This window comes from Bacteroides sp. MSK.18.37 (genome assembly GCF_019129155.2).
Taxonomy (GTDB): Bacteria; Bacteroidota; Bacteroidia; order Bacteroidales; family Bacteroidaceae; genus Bacteroides; species Bacteroides ovatus.
On sequence record NZ_JAHOIB020000001.1, the window covers coordinates 4673927 to 4694734 of the forward strand.

The window sequence follows — 20808 nt, forward strand, 5'->3', positions numbered from 1 at the left end:
GTTCAGAACCATCGTACATAACAAAAATCTTGCCGGTGAGGTAACAGGGGATGGTTGGGATACATTCTGAATGCCTGTTTGAAGCTTCCAGCGCTGAACATTCTGGTTATTGCCTTGAAAGTGTATAGGTTTCCGTCTTTGGATGTCAAAGAAAAAGGAATGACCTCATGGATGCGATCCTCATTCTCCTCATGCCGTATAATGACCGATTCCAATCCGATCGCGTTGTCCAGCCCTTTCTCGTCAATGACGACCGTCATCTCGTATTCCTTACCAGCCTCCACCGTGGCGTCCAATCCTTTTCCCGCATTCACGGAAACGATTTCCACGGCATTCCATCTGCTGTCGACAGCTGCCTTCCAGCCGGCAAGCGTTTTCGCCTTTGCATAATTGTCCGCCGCCAAAACATGAAAGTGTTCCGACAACTTGTTGTAAAATCCGTCATAGTAGTCATCCAGCTGTCTTTTCATCGTGAAGCGGGGAGCTATTTGCGCAACCGAGTTCTTGATGTACTTGACCCAGGTTTCCGGATAGTCTTTTTCTTTCCGTTCATAATATAACGGCAGGATATTATGTTCCAGCAGGAAATAAATTGTTTCCGCATCCAGTTGGTTCTGGTACTGTTCATCCTGATAGGTGGCCTTGTCGGTGATGGCCCATCCCGCCTCCTTGCGGTAGCCTTCGTACCACCAACCGTCCAGCACGGAGAAGTTGAGTACGCCGTTCATCAGAGCCTTCTCACCGGAAGTTCCGGAAGCCTCCGCAAGACGGGTGGGAGTATTCATCCAGATGTCAACCCCAGAAATAAGATGCCGTGCCAGGTCCATGTCATAATTCTCAAGGAAGATGATTTTACCCAAGAATTCAGGACGGCGGGATATCTCCACAATCTGCTTGATGAGCCCTTGCCCGGCAGTGTCGTTTGGATGGGCTTTTCCTGCAAAGACAAACTGTATGGGATGTTCCTGATTGTTCACAATCCGCGCCAGACGATCCAAATCGGTAAACAAAAGATGAGCTCTTTTGTAAGTTGCAAAGCGCCTTCCGAAGCCGACAAGAAGAGCATTCGGATTAAACTTCTCGAAAATGGAGACACCCAATGCCGGGTCAACCTGGCTTTTGAGCCAGTCCCGGCCGCATTTCCACTTGATGTAGGATATCAGTTTGGTTTTCAACCTTTTCCGCATGTTCCATATCTCTTCATCGGGTATATTATAAACGCCTTTCCATATTTCCTGATTGGACTGGTCGTTCATGAAATTCTCATCGAAATTGTCCTTAAACAGCTTTTTCCACTCCGCCGTACACCAAGTGGGAAAGTGTACGCCATTCGTCACATAGCCCACATGGTTCTCTTCCGGGAAATAGCCTTTCCAGAGAGGCGCGAACATCTGCTGTGAAACGGACTTGTGCAGCTTGCTGACACCGTTTACCGCCTGGCTGGTTTTGCAGGCGAATACCGACATGCAGAAACGTTCTCCCTTGTTGCCCGGAGTTTGCCGTCCGAGGTTCATCAACTCGTCCCACGTAATGCCCAGCTTATCAGGATATCCTTTCATATATTTATTGAAAAGCCCCTCATCGAAATAGTCATGGCCGGCAGGCACAGGTGTATGCACAGTGTAAAGCGAGGAAGCCCTAACCAGTTCCATGGCTTGTCCGAAGTCCAGGCCTTCGGATATATAGTCGCATAACCGCTGGATATTGATCAGTGCGGCATGCCCCTCGTTGCAGTGATATACATCTTTCTCGATGCCCAATACTTTTAATGTCATCATTCCTCCGATGCCGAGCAGTATTTCCTGCTTGAGCCGGTTTTCCCAGTCACCGCCATACAGGTGATGGGTAATCGGACGGTCGAACTCGCTGTTCAGTTCATTGTCCGTATCCAGCAGGTAGAGGGAAACACGTCCCACATTGGCCTTCCATACATTGGCATGGACCGTGAAACTGTCGGCATAGGGAACATGGATTACCAGTTGTCGCCCGTCAGGCTGCATCACTTTCTCTATCGGAAGCTGCCCGAAATTCTGTGGGTCATAATGAACCTGTTGCTGCCCGTCCATCGCCAGAGCCTGGTCAAAATAGCCATAACGATATAAAAGCCCTACAGCGCAGAGGTCTACGTTACTGTCCGAAGCTTCCTTCAGATAGTCACCTGCCAATATGCCCAGACCGCCGGAATAGATTTTAAGAACCCTGTCCAGACCATATTCCATGCTGAAATAGGCAACTGACGGACGGCTGTGGTCCGGCTCCACATCAAGATACGCCTTAAAAGTGGAATATACGTTTTCCATCTTACGCATGAAGTTTCCGTCATGTGTCAGTGCCTCCAGCTCTTCATAATCCATCCGTTCCAGAAACAGTACCGGATTCTGTTCCGCCTCTTCCCATAGTTCCGGGTTCAAACCACTATATAAACTCTTCGCATCCTCGTTCCAGGTCCACCAAAGATTATGTGCCATCTCCGCAAATCTCCGCAATTCTGCCGGAAGGTGTGAACCGACTGTAATCTCCCTCCATTGTGGGACGTTTACATGATAACTTGAATATTCCATAACATTTTACTTATTTGATAGTTCATGATTTTTTTCTGTGGAGGTTTCTCCTGTTTCCGGTTCTTCCTGTGGAAATGTCCCGGCTGTACCCTGGAAATTCTCGAGGAACTGTTTTTCCATACTTAGCGATCGTTTCCGTATCCGCTTGGAAAAATAGATAACGACAATGATCAGGAAAGATAATATCAGTCCTGACCCCAAAGCGACATTGAAAAGACGGATGATGATACCCATTACGATAATGATACAGATCAACACCTTGATCACTATCATTGATACCAGCAGCCCCCTGTTGAACCTGTTGTCCGCCCAAAGTTTGCGGAATTCGACGGAATTGTTTTTCTTCATGATGATGGCGCACAAAAACGGGGATATGATAAGGAGGACAAGAACGAAGCTCAGCAGGCTTCCTTTCATCCCCGGAATACGTCCCATTACCAGAGGATACGCATAGGAGAAGAACAGCGCTATGAAAAACAGGCATACCACCAGATAAAGGGTGACGGATACCAACATGGACCTGATGAGCTTGTGCCAGGAGCCTTGATGTCTTGTGGTCATTGTTCCAGAAGAATAATGCGTCAGGTAATCTTTCAGGAATTGTGGCAAGTGCCTGTCTGCAAAACAGTAGACGGGATCCGACAGTCTTATCATATAAGGAGTAAGGAAAGTGGTGATGACCGATACTGCCACTATGACCGGATAAAGGTATTTGTCCATTACATTCAGACTGATTCCTAACGAAGCGATGATGAACGCAAACTCACCCACTTGTGCCAGGGAAAAGCCGGCTTGTATCGCAATCTTTAGCGGTTGTCCGGAAAGCAACACGCCGAAACTCCCGAACAGGACCTGCCCGCATAGGACCAGTGCCGTCAGGATAAAAACAGGAACGGCATATTCCCATATCATGGCAGGGTCGATCATCATTCCCACTGATACGAAGAAAACGGAGGCGAACAGGTCCTTTACCGGTTGCACGATATGTGCGATTTCTTCCGCTTTATCTGTTTCTGCCAGCAGGGATCCCATGACGAACGCACCCAGCGCGGCGGAGAATCCCGCCTTTGTCGCTATCATCACCATTCCCAGGCATAGTCCCAGGGAGGTTGTCAACAGTATTTCATTGCTAATAAAGCGGTTCAATCTTTTCAGAAGGGTAGGAATCAGATAGATTCCCAATGCTGACCAGAAAATAAGAAAGGCCGCAAGTTTCAATATGCTCTCCAGCATTTCGAAGCCTTCAAAATGCTTGCCTACAGCCAATGTGGAGAGGACCACCATCATGATTACCGCCACCACGTCCTCAATGATTAGTATCCCCAGGACAATACCGGTAAATTTCTGATCGAGAAGCCCCATGTCACTGAATGCTTTGAATACGATGGCGGTGGAGGACATGGACAGCATTCCGCCCAGAAAGATACAGCTCGTGTGTGAGAAGCCCATCGCATTGCCTGCCGTATATCCCAGGAACATCATGCCGCAGACGATGATAACAGTGGAGAATATGGCCGAGGCTCCCACACTTATCAGCTTTCTGAACGAGAAATCCAGTCCTATGGCGAACAGGAGGAAAATAACACCGATATCCGCCCATATCTTGATATTGGCCTGGTCGGAAACAGTCGGGAATAGGGAAATGGAAGGACCTGCCATAATACCGGCCACAATATATCCCACTATGACCGGCTGTCCCAGCCATTTGAAAATGACGGTTATGATACCGGCTATAATCAAGATAGTGGCAAGGTCTGATATTAAAGGGGCAACTTCCGACATAGGAGTAACATTTTATATGGACAACTCGTTAAGGACACGGATCAGGTTTTTGTCAATGGGCTTGTCGTTCTTGATAGCCTGGTCAAAAGGAACATAGACAATCTCATTGTTATGTATGCCTACCATGATATTGTGCTGGTCCTCCATCAGGGCCTGTATGGCGGCCTCACCCAGCCGGCTGGCCAATATGCGGTCGTTGGCACTTGGCGCTCCTCCCCGTTGTAGATGTCCCAGGATAGAGACCCTGACATCATATCCGGGGTATTCCCTTTTTACCCGGTCGGCATAGTGCATGGCTCCGCCATTCTTATTGCCCGGGCTTTCCGTCACGATGACGATGCTGCTGTTCTTGGTCTTCCGGAATCCGCGTCCGATAAAAGTCTCCAGCTGATCCGCATCCGTCCGGTCTTCCGGAATAATGGCGGCCTCGGCTCCCGAGGCTATTGCGCTGTTCTGGGCGAGGAAACCGGCGTCGCGTCCCATCACCTCGACAAAGAAAATTCGGTCGTGCGAGGTGGCTGTATCCCGGATTTTGTCCACACACTCCACAATGGTGTTCAGGGCCGTATCATATCCGATTGTAAAATCGGTACCGTACAGGTCATTGTCGATGGTACCGGGCAGTCCTATGCACGTGACAGGGTATTCCTCGGCAAATATGCGGGCTCCAGTCAGTGAACCGTCGCCCCCGATGACTACCAGCGCCCCGATTTTTTCTTTCCTCATGGTATCGTATGCCTCTCTGCGTCCTTCCGGGGTGGTGAACGCTTCGGAACGTGCCGTTTTCAGGATGGTTCCCCCACGCTGGATGATGCTGCTCACATCCTCGGTCGTAAGTTCCCTGGACTCGCCCGCTATCAGGCCTTCGTACCCTCTGTAAATTCCTTTGACTTTGAAGCCGTTGAAAATGGCGGTACGGGTCACGGCACGGATTGCCGCATTCATTCCGGAAGCGTCCCCTCCGGAAGTAAGGATTCCTATATATTCATCTTTTTTCATCTATCTCAGTTCTTGTTTTGTTTCATTCTGCCAATATAGCTTTCAGTTTTTTCCGGCAGTGAAAAATACGGCTCTTTATGGTTCCCAAACTCACACCGGTTCTTTCCGCTATCTCACGGTATTTGAACCCTGACAGGTACATCTCAAAAGGTATGAAATGCGACTCCGGTATACTTTTGATGGCATTACGTATCTTTTCCAGGTCATAGTTCCTGTCCACCTCCTCTGTACGGGACTCGTCCATGATCCGCGAATAATATGCAGGATCGGAGGATATGTACAGACGGGTATGACCGACCTCCGCCCGGTAACCGTTGATAAACGTGTTACGCATGATGATAAACAGCCACCCTTTGAAATTTGTGTTCTTGTTGTAACTTTCTTTGTGAAGCATTGCCTTGAGCAGGGTATCCTGCAGCAGATCTTCCGCCTTCTCCCTGTCCGCTGTCAGTTTGTACGCGAAACGGAACAGTTCGTCCTGTACGCTAAGCAGCTCTTTTTCAAAATTGAATTCCTTCATCGGTTGTGCCGGTTCCCTGTTCCGGAAGTGCCTGTTAAAGGCCGGACGGCTCTCCGGACAGGAAAAGCCTGTCCGGCCTTACACCATTCCAGATATGGAATTATTTAACCTCGATAGCCTTGGAAGTTTTTTGTTTTTCTTCCTCCTTCACTTTCGGGATTTCAATGGACAGGATCCCGTGTTCGACTTTTGCGGAAATCTTATCCTTCTCCACGTTTTCAGGTAGCAGGATGGTCTGCTGGAACTTGGAATAAGAGAATTCGCGGCGGAGATACTTCTTGTCTTTCTTCTCCTCCTTCTTCTCTTCTTTCTTTTCCATGCAGATTGTCAGGTTGTTGTTTTCGTCAACATTCACCTTGAAATCATCCTTCGTCATTCCGGGAGCCGCCATTTCAACCTTGTAGTCCTTGTCATTCTCAATGACATTGATGGCAGGAGCCGTAACTCCCGTTTTTGCCAGCCACTCATTCTCGAAGAAATCGTTAAAAATACTCGGCAACCAGTTTGAATTTGTTTTTACAGGTACCATTTTTACCTCCTTTTTTAAATTGTTAATAAATAAAATATTCAAAAAGACAATACAAATCAGTCTGATTGACTGACTCTTATCGTCTGATCATACCTTGTTCGGCTACAGCCTCCGTCCGTCTCCGTATCTCCTCCTGGTCTCCGAGGAAATAGTCCCTGACAAGCACCGGCCGTTCATCAAATTCGAATACATAAGGTACTGCCGTGGGCAGGTTCAAGAGGGATATGTCCGTATCGGAAATATTCTTGAGATGCTTGACTATCCCGCGCAGACTGTTTCCATGGGCAACGACAAGCAGGTTGTCCCTATGCATCAATGTGGGTAGGATGACACATTCCCAATAGGGCATGACACGCATGACGGCATCCTTCAGGGATTCAGTCCGTGGCAGTTCCATTTCGGGAACACCGGCGTAACGGGTGTCGTTCCCCGGATAGCGGGGATCGTCTTCCTTCACCGGCTCGGGCGACACGCCGTAACTTCTCCGCCAGATATGGACTTGTTCCTCGCCATATTTGTCTGCTGTCTCCCTTTTGTTAAGTCCCTGAAGTATGCCGTAGTGTTTCTCGTTCAACCTCCAGCTTTTCTCCACCGGGATCCAGTCTTCATTGAGACGGTCCAGAACACAATTCAACGTTTTCACAGCCCGTTTCAGATAGGATGTGTAAGCCGCCTCAAAAGAGAATCCCGCTTCTTTCAGCATATCACCGGCTTTACAGGCTTCTACGATCCCCTTATCACTCAGGTCTACATCGGTCCAACCGGTAAAGCGGTTTTCCTTGTTCCATAGGCTCTCGCCATGTCTCAACAATACGATCCTTTTCATGCCATATAGTTTTTATGCAACGGTTATCGAAGGATCCAGATAGACATCCTGAATGGTGTTCAGAAGCGAGACCCCGTCTTTCATCGTCTTCTGGAAGGCTTTTCTCCCACAGATAAGTCCCATACCTCCGGCACGTTTGTTCACCACTGCGGTTACGACGGCATCATGCAGGTCAGATGTCCCATGGGACTCGCCCCCCGAATTGATCAGGCCAACCCTTCCCATATACCCGTTGGCCACCTGGTAGCGGCAGAGGTCTATCGGATGGTCGGAGACCAGTTCCGTATACATACGCCCGTCGGTCTTACCGAATCCGATGGCTTTAAAACCTCCATTGTTGGACGGCAGCTTCTGCTTCACGATATCAGCCTTGATGGTGACCCCGATATGGTTGGCCTGCCCTGTCAGATCTGCTGCCGCATGATAGTCAATCCCGTCTTTCTTAAAACTGCTGTTTCTCAGATAACACCACAATACCGTGGCCATCCCCAACTCATGGGCATATTCAAACGCCTGTGAGACCTCCACAATCTGGCGGCGGCTTTGTTCCGAACCGAAATAGATAGTTGCCCCCACGGCAACGGCACCCATGTTCCATGCCTCCTTCACTGTACCGAACATGACCTGGTCATAACTGTTCGGATAAGTCAGCAGCTCGTTATGGTTCAACTTCACGATGAAAGGAATCTTATGGGCGTACTTACGTGCCACAGCTCCCAGAACTCCGAATGTGGATGCCACGGCGTTGCATCCTCCCTCGATAGCGAGTTTCACAATGTTCCCGGGATCGAAGTAAAGAGGATTGGGTGCAAAGGATGCTCCGGCAGAATGTTCTATCCCCTGATCCACCGGCAGGATGGAGACATACCCGGTATTGGCCAGACGCCCGTGCCCGTACAGGGCTTGCAGGCTCTCCAAGGTGCGTATATTCCTGTCGGAATCCACCCATGCCTTGTCTATCATATTCGGCTCGGGGATATGGATGAGTTTCTTGTCTATTGTCTTGCATACATGGTCCAGGTAGTATCCTGCCTGCGTTCCCAACAAATCAATAATCGTGCTCATGTCAGTCGTTTTTTTATTCCAAATCAGGACTGGCGTTCCCCCAGTTTTGCATCCATGAAAAGGATGCCGCTCTCTCCGGCTTTCTTCATCAGGTTTACGATGTTCAGGAAATTCGCCTCTTCCTCCACCTGCTCCCTGACAAATCCCCAAAGAAAATCACGGGTGGCATTGTCTTTCTCCTCGGAAGCCAGATGTACCAGTTCGTCAATCAATCTGGAAACATGTCTCTCGTGTTCCAAGGCATGTTCAAAGACTTCGGTGGGACTGCCCCAACCCTGTGGAACCACATCGACCTTGTCCACTTTTGCCTCCGCCTCACGTTTGGCCATATATTCGGCGATGGCACATGCGTGTCCTGTCTCTTCCGCCGATTGCTTGCGCATCCAGCGGGCCATGCCGGAAAAACCTTCCTTTTCCAGATAGAAGGACATTGAAAGATACAGGTTGGCGGACCATAATTCCGCAGTAATCTGCCCGTTCAGGGCCTTTTGTAAATTCTCGGTCATAATGAATCTAATTTTTAATGTTGGTACTATTTTTTATTTTTCATATTCAGGGGCAAGCGTGTGCTTGTCTCAAAATATCTGTCAGGACAGGTTGCATCCCGTTTATGAAACATTCCACGGCGATGACCATCAGAATAAGCCCCATCAGTCTCATCATCACATTATTTCCGGTTTCTCCAAGAATTTTCAAAAGCCGCGTTGACACGCAAAGGATAATGAAAGAGAGGAGACAGACTAGGGCGATCACGCAAACCAGTGCAATTTTGAAAATATGCTCAGGGGCATCTTCCATCAGTGTTATGCCGCTTGAAATTACACCCGGACCGCACAGCATCGGAACGGCAAGAGGCGTGACGGTGATGTTCCTGGAATATTCTTTTTTCTCGTTCTCGTTCAGTTTCACATGGGTGAAGTGTGCCTGCAGCATGTCATATCCGATTTTAAAGATGATGATACCTCCCGCAATCCGGAAACCATTGGTCGAGATCCCGAAAAAATGGAACAGGAACCTGCCGCACAAGGTGAAAAGTACCAGTATGACGAACGTGAGGGCGCAGGATTTTAAGGCGATGCTCCGGCGTTCTCCGGCACTCATGCCCTCGGTCATCTGCAGGAAAACCGGCATCACTCCGAGGGGGTCCATCAATGTGAACAACGAAGTGAAACACAACATTGAGTATGCGAATATATCCATAGGATGATACTTGTTTTATTTTTAGACCATTATTTTCTCTGTGAACAATAAACTCCGGTCAGGTTACACGATTTGACACATCATATGAAGCAGGGCAGCCTGCGTTCATATTCCATGGCCAGGATACGCAACAATTCCATAAACGCCGTACTTACATATATCCGTTTTGTGTACAGCCCCTTGATGAAAGAATGGATGGATGAATCCGTATTCTGGCATAGTACGTGAAGTTCGGATATCTGACGGGATATATATTGTTCATGTTCAAGCAGGGTGTTCAAGGCAGCCAGCGGTGTCGGCCATTGCCGGATGTCGCGCCTGATTTCATGGATGGTTACAGCACCTCCTTCATGATAGATGCGGTTCATCATCTGATAGACCTTGCCCATATTGTCCTGTGCCTGTGCACTTAGCCATGAGGCCAATATCGGAAGTTGCTGCCCCTCAAAATAGACCTGCAATGACAGGTACAGGTTAGTTGACCAGATTTCTGTATTGATCAATGTGTTCATCGCATATTCAATTCGTTTATCCATGGCTGTTCTGATATTTGAAATTAGACAAAATAAATCGTAATTCATATCCTGCAATAATCATGAATTTATGTGATAGCATCTGTAAATCGGACTCTTATGGAGTTGTAAAATGAATTTTAATGCTTGCGAGACAAATAGTCATAAAAATGTATAATTATCATGCCTTTTTGTCACAAGATCCCTACAACATTCTCAACAAGATATCCAGTTCTTTCTCTATCATGTTGATCTTGTCGTATATGTAATCCAGCGTATTATGATAGTGCAGGCAGGCCCTGCATTCCTGCAATTCCCTTGACAGGGAGAGTATTTGTTGCCAAAGTTCCTCTTCTGTATGTCCAGGGGGATTATTGAATGCCATAAATGGATTCAGAGAAACTGTTTGGCATGTAATTTGTGTAATAATAGCCGCAAGTCCCGAAAAGGGGCAGGAATGGAAACAAAAAGGCAGAGAATTCCACTAAAGACAGTAACAGACAGAGGAATGAAAACGGAAGGCAGGACCTGTCCGGTTTTGAAACAAATTGCTTTCATAATGCGATTATATGACAACTCTGTTCCCTGAAGTTGTGTTTATATAAAGTTAAGCGTGGGAACTTTGGTATTACCGTTCAGAAGTATCCCCATACTCAACAACATATAATACACAAAGCCCCACGCCTATATATGCTAACAAGATATAATAGTGCATAGGGACACCTGATGTATTATCCAATTGTTGTCTTGAAATTGGGGATTTCCTGAACATGGATAATGCCTAACGCTTACTGTTATTAATCTTTTTTGGTAAAAGACAAGGCAAAAATACTAAAAGAATTGATTCGCGTCAATAAAAATCCAACTTTTTTATTATTTTACTCTCTGCGCCACTGAATTTCATCGCTCTCCGCTCTCCAAATCCCGTGCCCTTCAGCGATAAGTAATCCTGAGTTCATCAATTGCCTCATAAAAGAGCTTTTGTACATCCTAAAATCCGCAACCTGTAATATTTTTGATATCTGGGGTTGCAGATACCTCTCTAAAACGACTCGTTTTCGTAAAGAACCCTAATGGTGCAGTCGCAAGAGACAAAATCCCCTTACCCCATGATGCGACTTGAGGCAATACGCAAAAGGCCACGAAGATTTGAGGCTACCCAAAATCAAATTTGAAGGCCATCATGTATGCATCATTGCTTGTGTATATGTTCAGTATGTGCTGTCTTGCAGTCTTAATCCATTTTGCAGGGACAGAAACATACTTGAATACAAAAGTTTTGATTCTGCTTGTGCGTTTAAGTCCAAAGCTCTTCATGTTTGCGTCAGATATGAGGTGTCTGTAAAAGTTTCGTATTAAAGCGGTCAGAAGCAGGAACACCGTGTTTTCCGCCATGAACGATTTTGGCAGCCGTTTCCAGCCAAAGCCGTTGTTCATGTCGTCCAATACACGCTCAGCACCGCCACGCTTGTTGTAATACTCCACGATGTCACGGTCTGTCGAAGTATAGTCATTTGTCAGTATGCATCTGTATGTATATTCCCCTTCCCACAGGTCGAGTTCCTTGTTGATGCTTCTTTGCCGCTGTATGACAAGGCGGTACGCTTTGCCGACCCATTTCTCTGCAATGATGGAGCATATCTCAAACTCGTGACCGTTTATGTATTCGGTCTTCCATCCGCGCAAGGCAAAGATATCGTCATACAACGATACACACCTGTTTGCGCGGATATAAAAATGCCGACTGTGCTTCTCCACCATTTCCACCATAGCCTCAGAGCATGAGCCACAATCCATCCTCGCACGGTTTATATGTATTCTGGCATTCTCCAAACGCTCAAAAATACGTTTTAGAGTGTCTTCCTGATGGAAACGGACATTGGTATTGCCGTCGCGGTTCTCTATCCCGACGATGACATCGCCGACCGTTGCTATTCCTGGACTGTAACCGGTAAACTTCTTGTAGGTTATTTTTGCGTCAAATTTCTCCGTCTCAATGAACTGGTGGTCAAAATCAAAGTCATATTCATTGTCTGGCAGCAACTGTCCAGTTGCCAGCAATGCATTGACAAGCAGATTGTTAAGGTCGGAAGCCACGTTGAAGTCGTAGCTTTTGCCCGAATCAGACCTGTAGGTCAGATTCGGTGTGGTCAATTCACGAATGGCCCTAAGTATTGTGTCTGCGCTGCATGTACGGAGGGGTGGATGCAAGCAAAGTGCTTCCATAAGGTGTGAGGTCACGTCTTCGACACATGACCCTCCACAGAAATATACGCACATCAGAGAACGTATTATCTCGCTATATTGATAGCCATACACTTTGCTACGCAAACCTAAAGTAGAGTCTATTGTACAAGACAACATCCTGTCGAATTTCTCCATAATTGGAAATATACCACCAAAAGATGTGAGTTTCTCGGATTTTATTTGTACTTTTACCATGCTTGATGAGGTTTTGTTTGACTATTTTTGCAACACTAAGTTAAGTGAATCCTTTGACATGACAAAATCCTGAGCCGCTCGGCTTTGCCGCTTGGCTTGTCCAAGAACTTTTTGTTGTTCAGGATATTATAAAAGTTAAAATTTATAGTGTTGCGGAATTAAGGTAATAACAATACTATGAAATCGTTATTCATATTACAACTTGTATGTTGCGTCATTACAGCCATGCTAGCATTGCAATTAGCCATGGCAAGTTTGCAGGTGAGATGGAAGGTGTGGCGCTACGAAATATCAAGATGGATTCTCGTTGCATCCATGCTATTCTTCTCCGTCCACTACCTCTTACAGATGATTCATGGACTCCGTGCACAAGGTGCCGATGTGGGCGCAGCATTCAACATATTGTTCTATACTCCAGTGGCATTTGCCATCACTCTCTCCATAATCAACATAGAGAGCACAGGCAACAAAGTGCGACGGTATTGTTTACGTGGTATGATGGCATACATACTCATCGCCATAGTTTTCGTCATTGGCATGTTCAAAAGTCAAAGTTTACACATTGGCAATATGCTCTATGTGATGCTCGGTCTTTTTGTGGCTAGCATGGCATATTTTATTCTTATCATTCGCAAAGAAACAAAAGCCCGAAAGCAGAAGCTCATGGAGAATTTCGGAATCGACTTGATTCCATACGTGCGCTATTCGCAAGCCAGCATCATTTTGCTATACTTTGCTGCTGGACTCCTTCCTGTAGCAATCCTCTTCAATACCTTATTATATATAATAGGTCCCTTGATATTACTCTCTGTCATCTTTTTCGTCCACACTTTCATTGCTATGGGCTATTACATCACACCCAAAGAAGTCATTCCTGAGGAAAATGACGCAGAAGCAAAAGTCACGGAAGCAGAAGACATGAAAGACGGCAAGAACACTCATGGCACAAATATCTTGACAGCTAATAGAAAGATGGAAATAGAATTAGCCCTCAAGAAATGGTGTGAAGAGGGATTTTATAAGGACTATGAAGTTAACATCTATTCGCTAGCTACCAAGTTGGGATACAAGAAAAACGAACTGACAGAATACTTCAATCAGTCAGAATACACCAATTTTAGAACCTGGCTTAGCGACATTCGTTTTAATGAGGCTGTTCGCATGATGAAAGCCAACCCCGAATATAGCATTGACGCTATTTCCACAGAGTGCGGTTTCTCATCCCACACATGGATTTATCGTATATTCAAACAAAAAACGGGCATGTCACCTAGCCAATGGCGCAAACAGTTTGCCTCCATCTAAATGCGTATTTTTGTAATTTCGCATTAAATAGCATTTAAAAGAGGTGTGTCAGCGTTTTGACACAACCTCTACTTAAAAGATTTAATTTACAATAGTATTGCGGAATTAAGGTACATGAAACCGATAACCTGTCATAGTGGCATTGGGAAAAGCCGTTCAGACGATCCGCATCATGGTCGGCAAAAGATCTAAAGTGACCTCTTTGGCTGTCTTGCGCTTGGAGACATGAATCATTTCAAGCACCTTTATGACGTCTTCAGACTTCGTGCCACGTATCATGGTCACAAGTGTACCTCTGCCACCACGTCCCGCACGATTAGTGACAACAGTATATAATTCTCCGCAGCTTAAAGAAGTCTCGTCAATACAAAGGCTAGGGACCTGAGGTTGTGCCCGCATTCTGACACATTTACATTTGTAGTATTAAATATCCCAATAAAAATATAAGTGTATATTGTAATGGGATCTTAATAGAGGATTAAAAAATAAATACTTAATGGGCTGTTTCTTATGAATTCTACTGAAATCTTATAATAATTGCTCAAAAAATCACATTCTTTGTATACGTAATATCCTAATTTTGGAACGCAAATTAAAAGAATATTAATAAACTAAATTATCTGATTTATATGACAAAATTAAGATGTATGCTTTGTTGCCTGATGATCTGTACTATTACTATTGATGCTAGGACTGTTAATGATATATATAAAAGAATATCTGCACAAGTCTCCTTGAAGGTTCCCGGTAATCAATCACGAAACTATTCCCTTGCTTTTCAAGGAGCCGTTGATGATAAGGGAATCTATCTGTTAGAGTCTGAAGAAAAAATACCATTAATCATTACAGAGAGAATAGAACGTGACAATGTTAAATGTGTAATGGTAGTAAGTATTACGGCATTGGAAGACGTGTACTTTAATTATCAACAACAGTTGAAAACAGGCTTCCGACATAATGACTGTATGTTTTATCTACCAGGATTCTGGTATAGTCGCAATTTACGTTCTCCTAAAGGTGCTCCTTCATTTCATATATCAGAGAGTTGGCTGGTACGTGAGGATCGTCTGAGCTCACCCCTTACCGGTATCTTCAATCAGAAAGATGGACGTTATATGACTGTGGCACGCAAGGACGATTTTCAATGGGATGCCCTTGCTACCCACCAAACAGGCGAAATCATCCTCTCGGGCAAAACGTCCCTAGGGTTCACCGGCTTTGAGAGCCATGACGGAACATCAACACTATCTTTTGGATTTCCTTACCGAGAAGCTCCTAAAACCTATATTCGTAAGTTGACGCTGGCTCCGGAGGTTACATCTTTCCAATATCTAAAAAAAGGAGAAACAGTACTCCTGACCTGGGAATTTATCGAGGGGCAGGCTACAGACTACTCAGATTTTATTTGCCATACTTGGGAATATTGTTATGATACATACCGTCCCCAACCTGTGAAAATACCTTTTTCTCCAGAAGAGATAAAAGGAGTGCTGAGCAATTATTTTGTGGAAAGTTTTGTTGGGGACAAAGCTCTTGCCTATTACTCCAGCCCTGAAATGAAAGTGGCAGCCTGTGCCAACATGAATGTAGCAGAGATAGGTTTTGTCGGTCGCGTACTTCTAAACGCTTTCAATGCATGGGAGTTTGGCAATGAGAATGGACGTGATGACCTTGCAGCTAGCAGTAAAAAGATATTTGATAGTTACTTAGAAAATGGCTTTACGGAAACCGGTTATTTGCGTGAATGGGTAAATCTGGAAAATGATAGTGATGTGAAAGAAGAACGCCCAGTGCATAGCATACGTCGTCAGTCGGAAGGAATTTATGCCATGTTTCATTATCTGAATTATGAACAGAAGTATAAACGTCACCATCCTGATTGGGAACAACGCTTAAAGAAAATGCTCGATATGTTCTTGCAACTGCAAAATCCAGATGGAAGTTTTCCACGTAAATTCCATGATGACTTTACAGTTGTTGACGGAAGTGGAGGAAGTACTCCATCCGCTACATTACCTCTGGTTATGGGATATAAATATTTTAAGGACAAACGCTATCTGTCCGCTGCCCGGCGTACTGCGGAATATCTGGAAAAAGAGCTTATATCAAAGGCTGACTATTTCTCCTCTACGCTGGATGCAAACTGTGAGGATAAGGAAGCTTCCCTCTATACCGCTACGGCAACTTACTATTTATCATTGATAACAAATGGTACGGAACATAACCACTATGCCTCTCTGACACGAAAAGCGGCTTATTTTGCCTTGTCCTGGTATTACGTCTGGGACGTTCCGTTTGCTCCCGGGCAGATGTTGGGTGATATCGGTCTGAAAACTCGCGGCTGGGGAAATGTCTCGGTGGAGAATAATCATATTGATGTATTTATTTTTGAATTTGCCGATGTGCTCCGTTGGCTTTCCAAAGAGTATAATGAACCTCGTTTCTCTGATTTTGCTGAAGTCATTTCTACTTCCATGTGCCAGTTACTTCCTTATAAAGGACATATGTGTGGAGTGATAAAAGTTGGTTATTATCCGGAAGTGATCCAGCACACCAACTGGGATTATGGAAGGAATGGAAAAGGATATTATAATGACATGTTTGCTCCCGGTTGGACGGTAGCATCCCTTTGGGAATTGCTGACACCGGGACGTACTGAGAATATACTGTTGAAATAGCTCTGATATCCACTTTTCAGGATATTCTTATATCCTGTTGTATGTTAATTAATGAAACTAACAATTAAGACAATGCAGAGACTACGTATTTTAGTTATATTAATACTTCTTTCTTTGATGCCTCTTTATTCCCTTGCCGTTCTGAATGAAGGACAATATGCATTCCGTTCACTTGATATCAATAATGGATTATCCCAGAATACGGTCCATGCCATCCTTCAGGATAAACAAGGATTTATGTGGTTTGGGACGAAGGATGGTCTTGACCGGTATGATGGTATCTCTTTTCGGACTTTCATGAAAGAATCCGGAACCTTGGGCAATAATTTCATCACTTCTTTGTATGAAGACAATCTTGGGCAAATATGGATTGGGACAGACGTAGGCCTATATGTCTATTGCCCACAAATGGAAAAGGTCAGGCATTTTACTCTGATAAGTAATTCAAACATAGATATAGACTGTACGGTCAATCTGATAACTGGGGACCAGAAAGGAGGTATCTGGGTTGTAACTCAGACGCGGGGAATCTTCTATTACAATCCCCAGGATAGCCAGTTGGTTAATTATCAGTCGGACGGGTCCGGTACTCTGAACCTTAAAACTTCCGGCCAACTCTATTTTGATTCGGACGATGTCTGCTGGTTGGACATACGTGATGGAAATCTGTATTATTCAAAAGACAAGCTTAAAACTTTAACTCCGATTTTTCCAGAAGATTCAAAAGTGTCTTTCAGAGATGAATACATCTATAAATTGCTCCCCGGACCCTATAATTGCATGTATGTGGGAACTGTATTCGGACTGAAAGAAGTGAACCTAACTAATAAGACTATCCGTACCCTTCTTTCCAAGGATGAATTGGGAGGTGATATTTATATCAGGGAACTTGCATTTTATTCAGATGACGAATTATGGATAGGAACCGAATCGGGACTTTATATCTATAATCTGCACACGGCAAAAATCATCCACTTGCAGAACGTCAACGGTGATCCCTATTCAATCTCTGACAATGCCATCTATTCGATTCTCAAAGACCGTGAAGGCGGAATGTGGATAGGGACTTATTTTGGGGGTGTGAATTATTACCCCCGGCAATATACCTACTTTGATAAAGTCTATCCCCAGAAAGAATCAAACAAAATGGGAAAAAGGGTGCGGGAGTTTTGTGCCGCCCATGACGGCACACTCTGGATAGGTACAGAAGATAAGGGGCTTTTCCATTATTATCCTAGTACTGGAAAAATCGAACCGTTCATTCATCCGGATATTTATCATAATGTTCACGGATTGTATTTGGACGGAGATTATCTGTGGGTTGGGAATTTTGCAAAAGGATTGAAGCGTATTGATTTGAGGACATACGCTGTAAAGCACTATGATAATATTGCAAGTGATATCTTTTCTATCTGCCGGATAACTGCGGGCGATCTGTATCTTGGAACAACAATAGGATTGTTTCGGTACAACCCAGATACGGAACGTTTTAAACGCGTCCCCGAACTTGGGTGGACGTTTGTTTATTATATAAAGGAGGATAAGCAGGGGAATTTATGGCTGGCAACTTATGCCGATGGCGTCTATAAAAAGAATGTCCGTACAGGTGGTTGGGAACATTTCGTACATGAGGAAGCAGACTCGTCCACCCTTCCATCCAATAAGGTGCTGAGTATTTTTGAAGACAGTCAAAATCAGCTATGGTTTACCACACAAGGAGGTGGCTTCTGCCGCTTTGTGCCTTCCGCCAACACCTTTGTCCGTTATGACGGTATCGGTCTGCCAAGCAACGTCATTTATCGGATTGAAGAAGATGAAAAGGGATTGTTCTGGGTTTCAACCAATAAAGGGCTGGTGCATTTTAACCCGAAGAATTCCAGTTTTAAAGTGTATACAGTTGCTAATGGGTTGCTGAGTAACCAGTTTAATTACCAGTCCAGCTATAAGGATAAGAATGGACGGATTTATTTTGGCTGTATTAACGGTTTCATCTCCTTTGCCCCCTCCTCCTTTATTGATAATGATTTTTTACCCTCTGTTTTGATTACCGATTTTATGCTCTTTAATAAAAAGGTGGTAGTCGGAGAAAAAGGCTCTCCATTGAAACAAAGTATCACTTTGTCAAACCATATCGAACTTCAGTCAAATCAGAATTCGTTCTCCTTCAGGATAGCTGCGATAAGTTATCAGTCACCGAGCATGAATACACTGCTATATAGACTGGAAGGGTATGATTCCGAATGGCATACAGCGGGTAAGGGCCCTATTACGTATTCCAATTTACCTTATGGGACATACATGTTACGCGTGAAAGGTGCGAATAGTGATGGTGTATGGAATCCAGATGTACGCACATTGGGGATCAGGATATTGCCCCCGTTTTATTTATCCGTATGGGCATACCTGATTTATATCCTATTGATACTCGGTACATTTTTCGCCCTCTTCTTTTATTTAAGGAAGCGTACTATTGAAAAGCAGCGTAAAGAGATGGAGAAGTTCGAACAGGAAAAGGAGCAGGAACTCTACACCACTAAGATAGATTTCTTTACAAATGTGGCACACGAAATCCGTACTCCTTTAACACTGATAAAGTGCCCATTGGAGAATGTACTTGCTGATAGGGAACTCTCCGAAAATGTAAGGATGGAATTGGAAATTATGGATCAGAACGTGGAGAGGTTACTGAACCTGATAAACCAATTACTTGATTTCCGTAAAGCGGAAAATAAAGGTTTTAAATTGAATCCGAAAGAATATAATATCGGTACTATCGTCCACTCTGTTTATAAGTATTTCACCACTTTGGCAAAGCAAAGGGGAATTAAACTTGAAGTAGAAGTTCCAGAGGAAGAATTGTTGGCTTCTGTTGACAAAGAGGCTTTGACCAAAATTCTCAGTAATCTGTTTGCTAATGCATTGAAATATGCCCGGACATACGTTTATCTCCATTTGTCTGTTGATGAGAAGAATGAGGTGTTCACTATCTCTATGAGTAATGATGGGAATATAGTCCCTATCGAAATGCGTGAAAATATTTTTAAAGCCTTTGTCCAATACCGGGACGGGAAAGATATTGTCTCGGGCACAGGCATCGGATTAGCTATGGCTCGTTACTTGGCAGAGTTGCATCAAGGTATGCTGGTGATGGACCGGGAGCTAGATTGTAACCGTTTCATTCTTTCCATTCCAATATTACACCAGACACTTCCGGATGATTCGGAAGAACAACATAAGAAACCTGGGTATGATGATGAAGATCGTGAAGTTTCTGATAAAGATAAAAGAGAGGTTGCTTCCATATTGGTTGTAGAAGATAATAAGGATATGCTTGCTTTTGTGTTCAGGCAATTGTCTTCATTGTATCATGTACTGATTGCGGAAAATGGGGTCGAGGCGTTGGACGTTCTTGAACAGAAATCTGTGGATCTGATAATAAGTGACATTATGATGCCTCTGATGGACGGGGTTGAATTATGCAAGCATCTGAAACAAAATCTGGACTATAGTCATATTCCTGTAATATTATTGACAGCTAAAACTAATCTGGAATCAAGAATCGAAGGACTTGAAGAAGGGGCGGATGCGTATATTGAAAAGCCGTTTTCTATGGAGTATCTTCGTGCCAATGTAGCAAATCTGTTGAGTAATCGGGAAAGATTACGCCGTCACTTTATTGAATTTCCTTTTATCAAAGCAGATGCAATGGCGCAGACAAAGGCCGATGAGATGTTTATTAGCAAGTTAAATGAGTATGTATTACGCCATCTTGATAATACGGACCTGCAAATTGATGATATAGCGGATGCAATGAATATGGGACGTTCCAACTTTTACCGGAAATTGAAAGGAATCCTAAATATGAGTCCGAACGAATATCTCCGCCTTTTCCGTTTGAAGCAGGCAGCTTCCATACTGAAAGAAGGAACCTATGGAGTGGTGGAAGTCTCTTACATGGTAGGGTTCAGTACCCCCTCCTATTTTTCAAGCTGTTTTAAAAAACAGTTCGGAGTACTGCCTAAAGATTTCATATCGCACTAGTAATATGTATTTTGCTTTAAATTTTATAATATCAGGTCATTTTCTGATATTTTATCCGAGTTGTTCCGGGTAATTTTGCAAATATATTAACAACTAAATTTGATGTATGACAAGGTATTTACTTTTTTTTGCCAGCCAGCCTTCGGGCGGAAGAGAGAGTTGTTTTCCTATCGTATATATAAACGATTCTTAGTTTGAGAATTTGTACTGTAATTTATATAAAGTCAAAGAAATAATTATAAAATAAACACATAGCGAAAAAGTAAATTTGAGCGAAGCGTAGCGAATTGGCTGATAGATCGTTCGTTACGCTTTGTTTTTCTATGGGACAGAGCCAATGAAATACCA

The 20808-nt window shown here is 44.3% G+C and carries 16 protein-coding genes; 3 read left to right on the forward strand and 13 right to left on the reverse strand.

Going from position 1 to position 20808, the window contains the following annotated elements:
- Positions 1–2: 2 nt before the first annotated feature.
- From glgP to KSX81_RS17820, 12 genes are all read right to left on the reverse strand, one after another.
- Positions 3–2561, reverse strand: coding sequence for an alpha-glucan family phosphorylase (gene glgP, locus KSX81_RS17765; protein WP_004313433.1), 2559 nt, complete (start codon positions 2559–2561; stop codon positions 3–5).
- Between the two features lie 6 nt (positions 2562–2567).
- A complete protein-coding gene (locus KSX81_RS17770) occupies positions 2568–4343 on the reverse strand; it encodes a cation:proton antiporter (RefSeq protein ID WP_004308112.1) in 1776 nt (591 codons plus the stop codon).
- 12 nt (positions 4344–4355) lie between these two features.
- A complete protein-coding gene (gene pfkA / locus KSX81_RS17775; RefSeq protein WP_004308113.1) occupies positions 4356–5342 on the reverse strand; it encodes a 6-phosphofructokinase in 987 nt (328 codons plus the stop codon).
- A 22-nt stretch (positions 5343–5364) separates the two neighbouring features.
- The gene (locus KSX81_RS17780; protein ID WP_004308114.1) at positions 5365–5862 is read right to left on the reverse strand and encodes an RNA polymerase sigma factor; all 498 of its coding nucleotides are present in this window, start codon (positions 5860–5862) and stop codon (positions 5365–5367) included.
- A gap of 100 nt (positions 5863–5962) precedes the next feature.
- Entirely contained in the window at positions 5963–6391 is a 429-nt protein-coding gene (locus tag KSX81_RS17785; protein ID WP_004308115.1) for an Hsp20/alpha crystallin family protein, read from the reverse strand.
- 76 nt (positions 6392–6467) lie between these two features.
- The gene (gpmA, locus tag KSX81_RS17790) at positions 6468–7217 is read right to left on the reverse strand and encodes a 2,3-diphosphoglycerate-dependent phosphoglycerate mutase (protein ID WP_008643582.1); all 750 of its coding nucleotides are present in this window, start codon (positions 7215–7217) and stop codon (positions 6468–6470) included.
- Positions 7218–7229: 12 nt separating this feature from the next.
- Complete coding sequence (locus tag KSX81_RS17795; RefSeq protein WP_004308117.1) at positions 7230–8282, reverse strand: class I fructose-bisphosphate aldolase; 1053 nt, start codon at positions 8280–8282, stop codon at positions 7230–7232.
- A gap of 23 nt (positions 8283–8305) precedes the next feature.
- Positions 8306–8788: a ferritin gene (locus tag KSX81_RS17800; protein WP_004308118.1), complete on the reverse strand. Its 483-nt coding sequence runs from the start codon at positions 8786–8788 to the stop codon at positions 8306–8308.
- Between the two features lie 46 nt (positions 8789–8834).
- Positions 8835–9482, reverse strand: coding sequence for a MarC family protein (locus tag KSX81_RS17805; protein WP_004308119.1), 648 nt, complete (start codon positions 9480–9482; stop codon positions 8835–8837).
- An 80-nt stretch (positions 9483–9562) separates the two neighbouring features.
- Complete coding sequence (locus tag KSX81_RS17810; RefSeq protein WP_005680129.1) at positions 9563–10018, reverse strand: ferritin-like domain-containing protein; 456 nt, start codon at positions 10016–10018, stop codon at positions 9563–9565.
- 181 nt (positions 10019–10199) lie between these two features.
- Positions 10200–10379 carry a hypothetical protein gene (locus KSX81_RS17815; RefSeq protein WP_008771119.1) on the reverse strand — a complete coding sequence of 60 codons (180 nt, stop codon included), beginning with the start codon at positions 10377–10379 and terminating at the stop codon, positions 10200–10202.
- A 770-nt stretch (positions 10380–11149) separates the two neighbouring features.
- Complete coding sequence (locus KSX81_RS17820; protein ID WP_004312659.1) at positions 11150–12436, reverse strand: IS1380-like element ISBfi1 family transposase; 1287 nt, start codon at positions 12434–12436, stop codon at positions 11150–11152.
- A gap of 177 nt (positions 12437–12613) precedes the next feature.
- On the opposite strand from KSX81_RS17820, the gene KSX81_RS17825 reads away from it, so the two are divergent.
- The gene (locus tag KSX81_RS17825; RefSeq protein ID WP_005680128.1) at positions 12614–13741 is read left to right on the forward strand and encodes an AraC family transcriptional regulator; all 1128 of its coding nucleotides are present in this window, start codon (positions 12614–12616) and stop codon (positions 13739–13741) included.
- 156 nt (positions 13742–13897) lie between these two features.
- Here the strand turns inward: KSX81_RS17825 and KSX81_RS17830 are convergent, their stop codons facing one another.
- Entirely contained in the window at positions 13898–14140 is a 243-nt protein-coding gene (locus tag KSX81_RS17830) for a transposase (protein ID WP_004318648.1), read from the reverse strand.
- 230 nt (positions 14141–14370) lie between these two features.
- Between KSX81_RS17830 and KSX81_RS17835 the strand changes: the two genes are divergently transcribed.
- Both KSX81_RS17835 and KSX81_RS17840 read left to right on the forward strand, forming a co-directional pair.
- Complete coding sequence (locus KSX81_RS17835) at positions 14371–16419, forward strand: hypothetical protein (protein ID WP_004318649.1); 2049 nt, start codon at positions 14371–14373, stop codon at positions 16417–16419.
- Between the two features lie 72 nt (positions 16420–16491).
- Positions 16492–20460: a two-component regulator propeller domain-containing protein gene (locus KSX81_RS17840; protein WP_004318650.1), complete on the forward strand. Its 3969-nt coding sequence runs from the start codon at positions 16492–16494 to the stop codon at positions 20458–20460.
- Positions 20461–20808 lie beyond the last annotated feature (348 nt).

What these genes read in the sequence shown, in the direction of transcription:
- KSX81_RS17785 (WP_004308115.1), bottom strand. Translation starts at nt 6,391, where the DNA reads ATGGTACCTGTAAAAACAAATTCAAACTGGTTGCCGAGTATTTTTAAC.
- KSX81_RS17810 (WP_005680129.1), bottom strand. Translation starts at nt 10,018, where the DNA reads ATGGATAAACGAATTGAATATGCGATGAACACATTGATCAATACAGAA.
- KSX81_RS17840 (WP_004318650.1), top strand. Translation starts at nt 16,492, where the DNA reads ATGCAGAGACTACGTATTTTAGTTATATTAATACTTCTTTCTTTGATG.
- KSX81_RS17835 (WP_004318649.1), top strand. Translation starts at nt 14,371, where the DNA reads ATGACAAAATTAAGATGTATGCTTTGTTGCCTGATGATCTGTACTATT.
- KSX81_RS17780 (WP_004308114.1), bottom strand. Translation starts at nt 5,862, where the DNA reads ATGAAGGAATTCAATTTTGAAAAAGAGCTGCTTAGCGTACAGGACGAA.
- KSX81_RS17830 (WP_004318648.1), bottom strand. Translation starts at nt 14,140, where the DNA reads ATGCGGGCACAACCTCAGGTCCCTAGCCTTTGTATTGACGAGACTTCT.
- KSX81_RS17825 (WP_005680128.1), top strand. Translation starts at nt 12,614, where the DNA reads ATGAAATCGTTATTCATATTACAACTTGTATGTTGCGTCATTACAGCC.
- KSX81_RS17800 (WP_004308118.1), bottom strand. Translation starts at nt 8,788, where the DNA reads ATGACCGAGAATTTACAAAAGGCCCTGAACGGGCAGATTACTGCGGAA.
- glgP (WP_004313433.1), bottom strand. Translation starts at nt 2,561, where the DNA reads ATGGAATATTCAAGTTATCATGTAAACGTCCCACAATGGAGGGAGATT.
- pfkA (WP_004308113.1), bottom strand. Translation starts at nt 5,342, where the DNA reads ATGAAAAAAGATGAATATATAGGAATCCTTACTTCCGGAGGGGACGCT.
- gpmA (WP_008643582.1), bottom strand. Translation starts at nt 7,217, where the DNA reads ATGAAAAGGATCGTATTGTTGAGACATGGCGAGAGCCTATGGAACAAG.
- KSX81_RS17805 (WP_004308119.1), bottom strand. Translation starts at nt 9,482, where the DNA reads ATGGATATATTCGCATACTCAATGTTGTGTTTCACTTCGTTGTTCACA.
- KSX81_RS17795 (WP_004308117.1), bottom strand. Translation starts at nt 8,282, where the DNA reads ATGAGCACGATTATTGATTTGTTGGGAACGCAGGCAGGATACTACCTG.
- KSX81_RS17770 (WP_004308112.1), bottom strand. Translation starts at nt 4,343, where the DNA reads ATGTCGGAAGTTGCCCCTTTAATATCAGACCTTGCCACTATCTTGATT.
- KSX81_RS17820 (WP_004312659.1), bottom strand. Translation starts at nt 12,436, where the DNA reads ATGGTAAAAGTACAAATAAAATCCGAGAAACTCACATCTTTTGGTGGT.
- KSX81_RS17815 (WP_008771119.1), bottom strand. Translation starts at nt 10,379, where the DNA reads ATGGCATTCAATAATCCCCCTGGACATACAGAAGAGGAACTTTGGCAA.